A 3,724-nucleotide genomic window follows, 5' to 3' on the forward strand; every position below is an offset into this window, starting at 1 on the left:
GGCCGTCCAGCTGCGCCTGGAGCCGGGCGATGTCCGCCTCGGCCTTGGCGAGCCGGCCCTTGATCTTGTCCACGACGTTGTCCGGGGCCTTGGCGATGAACGCCTCGTTCCCGAGCTTCGCCTCGGCCTGCTGCTTCTCCTTCTCCGCGGCGCCCAGGTCCTTCGTCAGGCGCTTGCGCTCGGCCGCCACGTCGATGGTGCCGGACAGGTCGAGCGCGACGGTGCCGCCGGCGACGGGGAGGGTCGCGGTGGCGCTGAAGGAGTCACCCTCGGGCTGGAGACGCAGCAGCTGCCGGATGGCCGCCTCGTGCGCGCCCAGCGCGGTGGCGCCCAGCTCCAGACGGGCCGGAACCTTCTGGCCGTCCTGCAGTCCCTGCTCCTTGCGGAAGCGGCGGACCTCGGTGATCACCGACTGGACGGAGGCGATCTCCGCCTCGGCGGCCTCGTCCCGGAAGCCGCCCGGGGCGTCAGCCCCAGGAACGGACACGGTCTTCGGCCAGTCGGCGATGACGAGGGACTCCCCGCCGGTCAGCGTGGTCCACAGCGTCTCGGTGACGAAGGGGACGACCGGGTGCAGCAGCCGCAGCATGACGTCGACGACCTCGCCGAGGACGCGGCCGGAGACCTCGGCCTGCTCGCCACCCGCGAAGAAGGTCGTCTTGGACAGCTCGACGTACCAGTCGAAGACCTCGTCCCACGCGAAGTGGTAGAGGGCCTCGCTGAGCTTCGAGAACTGGTAGTCCTCGTAGTACGCGTCGACCTGCGCGACCGTCTTGTTCAGCCGGGACAGGATCCAGCGGTCGGTGGCCGACAGCTGCTCGACGGGCGGCAGCTCGCCCTCGATCGTGGCGCCGTTCATCATCGCGAAGCGGGTGGCGTTCCAGATCTTGTTGGCGAACTTGCTGGAGGCCTGGACCCAGTCCTCGCCGATCGGGACGTCGACACCCGGGTTGGCGCCGCGGGCCAGGGTGAAGCGGACCGCGTCGGAACCGTACTTGTCCATCCAGTCCAGCGGGTTGACCGCGTTGCCGAAGGACTTCGACATCTTCTTGCCACGCTCGTCACGGACCATGCCGTGCAGGGCGATGGTGTGGAACGGCGGGGTGCCGTCCATCGCGTACAGGCCGAACATCATCATCCGGGCGACCCAGAAGAAGAGGATGTCGTAGCCGGTGACCAGGACGGCGTTCGGGTAGAACTTCGCCAGGCTGTCGGTCTGCCGCGGCCAGCCGAGCGTGGAGAACGGCCACAGGCCCGAGGAGAACCAGGTGTCCAGGACGTCGGTGTCCTGGGTCCAGCCCTCGCCGGTGGGCGGCTGCTCGTCCGGTCCGACGCAGACGACCTCGCCGTTCGGGCCGTACCAGACCGGGATGCGGTGACCCCACCACAGCTGGCGCGAGATGCACCAGTCGTGGAGGTTGTCGACCCAGTCGAAGTACCGCTTCTCCATCTCCTGCGGGTGGATCTTGACCTCGCCGTTGCGGACCGCGTCACCGGCGGCCTTGGCGAGCGGGCCGACCTTGACCCACCACTGCATCGACAGACGCGGCTCGATGGTGGTCTTGCAGCGCGAGCAGTGGCCGACGGAGTGCGTGTACGGACGCTTCTCGGCGACGATCCGGCCCTCGGCGCGCAGCGCGGCGACGATGGCGGAGCGGGCCTCCAGCCGGTCCAGGCCCTGGAAGGGGCCGTGGGTGGTGATGATCGCGTGCTCGTCCATGACGGCGAGGTTCGGCAGGTTGTGGCGCTGGCCGATCTCGAAGTCGTTCGGGTCGTGCGCCGGGGTCACCTTGACGGCGCCGGTGCCGAACTCCGGGTCGACGTGCTCGTCCGCGACGACCGGGATCCGGCGTCCGGTGAGCGGCAGTTCGATCTCGGTGCCGACGAGATGCCTGTAGCGCTCGTCCTCCGGGTGGACGGCGACGGCCGTGTCGCCGAGCATCGTCTCGGCGCGGGTGGTCGCGACGACGATGGACTCGTCGCCCTCGCCGTAGCGGATCGAGACGAGCTCGCCCTCGTCGTCCTGGTACTCGACCTCGATGTCGGAGATCGCGGTCAGGCAGCGGGGGCACCAGTTGATGATGCGCTCGGCGCGGTAGATCAGCTCGTCGTCGTAGAGCTTCTTGAAGATGGTCTGGACGGCCTCGGAGAGGCCCTCGTCCATGGTGAAGCGCTCGCGGGACCAGTCGACGCCGTCGCCGAGGCGGCGCATCTGGCCGGAGATCTGACCGCCGGACTCGCCCTTCCACTGCCAGACGCGCTCGACGAAGGCCTCCCGGCCGAGGTCGTGGCGGGACTTGCCCTCCTTGGCGAGCTCGCGCTCGACGACGTTCTGGGTGGCGATGCCGGCGTGGTCCATGCCGGGCTGCCACAGCGTCTCGTAGCCCTGCATGCGCTTGCGGCGGGTGAGGGCGTCGATCAGCGTGTGCTCGAAGGCGTGGCCCAGGTGCAGGCTGCCGGTGACGTTGGGCGGGGGGATGACGATCGCGTACGGAGGCTTCTCGCTCTTCTCGTCCGCCTCGAAGTAACCGCGCTCTACCCAGCGCTCGTAGAGCTTCCCTTCTACCTCGGCCGGCGCGTACGTGGTCGGCAGTTCGGAGTTGGGGCTGCTGGGTGTCTGCGTGTTCTCGGTCACGGGGCACAGTTTAGAGCGGTAACAGTCCAGTCATGAAACCGGTAATCCAGGGGCCCGGCGCCCTGCCCGCTCCCGGCTTCCGTCAGGATGTGAGAAACGGATAAGCAACCTCATTGGGGGACGCGGGATGAGCTACAACCAGCCAGGGCCCTACGGACAGCAGCCTCAGCAGCCGGGACCGTACGGGCAGCAGCCCCCGCCGCCGGGCCCGTACGGCCAGCCCGCCCCCCAGCCCGGCCCGTACGGCCAGCCCGCGGCCCCCCAGCCGGGCTACGGCTACCCGCAGCAGCCGGGCGTCCCCCCGCAGGGCTACCCCCAGCAGCCGCCGACCCCGGCGTACGGCTACCCGCAGCAGCAGGCCCCGTACGGCGGCCAGCCCCCGAAGAAGTCCAAGGCGGGCCTGATCATCGGCGTGGTCGTCGCGGTAGCGGTGATCGCGGGCGGCGGCTGGTACCTCGTGGGCGGCGGAGCGGGCGGCAACATCTCCGCGGACACCAAGGGCTACAAGCTGGTCGCCCCGGAGTCGGTGGACGACTTCAAGAAGGACGCGAAGTACGAGGACAAGCCCTTCACCGACGAGGACAAGAAGGAAGCCGAGGCGGCCGGCGTCAAGAACCCGGCCCGGGTCGGAATGACCTACACGGCCGGTGATCCGAAAAACCCGCTGACGGCCAAGGGCCTCAACTTCCAAGGCCTCTACGGCGAGATCGCCGACCCGGAGAAGGCCGTGGACGGCTACTTCACCATGGCCAAGCTGAACGCGGCCAAGGACGGCAAGTCGGACGTCCAGCTGATCGGCAGTCCCAAGGCGATCACGCCGGCCGGTTTCAAGGGCGCCGTGATGAAGTGCCAGGAAGCGAAGTTCACCATCAAGGACACGTCGGCCAAGGGCCCCAAGCAGTTCACCCTCCCGATCTGCATCTGGGGCGACTACAGCACCCTGAGCATGGTCACCGCCACCGACGTGGCCTCCGTGCTCGCGAACAAGCCCGGGTACACCCTGGAGCAGGCCGCGGACCTGACCGCGAAGGTCTACAACACCGCCCGCGTCAAGGCCTGATCAGAAGGACGTCCGCGCGGGGCTCGCGC

The 3,724-nt window shown here is 69.0% G+C and carries 2 protein-coding genes; one reads left to right on the forward strand and one right to left on the reverse strand.

Annotated elements, in window-relative coordinates; translation table 11 throughout:
• Positions 1–2,635, reverse strand: a 2,635-nt coding sequence (locus tag ACWGIU_RS32630; protein WP_453711719.1) for a valine--tRNA ligase, incomplete at its 3' end; no start/stop codon positions are given.
• A 127-nt stretch (positions 2,636–2,762) separates the two neighbouring features.
• On the opposite strand from ACWGIU_RS32630, the gene ACWGIU_RS32635 reads away from it, so the two are divergent.
• Complete coding sequence (locus tag ACWGIU_RS32635; RefSeq protein ID WP_453711720.1) at positions 2,763–3,695, forward strand: hypothetical protein; 933 nt, start codon at positions 2,763–2,765, stop codon at positions 3,693–3,695.
• Positions 3,696–3,724 lie beyond the last annotated feature (29 nt).

The organism is Streptomyces sp. NPDC054840 (assembly GCF_053611065.1).

What these genes read in the sequence shown, in the direction of transcription:
- ACWGIU_RS32635 (WP_453711720.1), top strand. Translation starts at nt 2,763, where the DNA reads ATGAGCTACAACCAGCCAGGGCCCTACGGACAGCAGCCTCAGCAGCCG.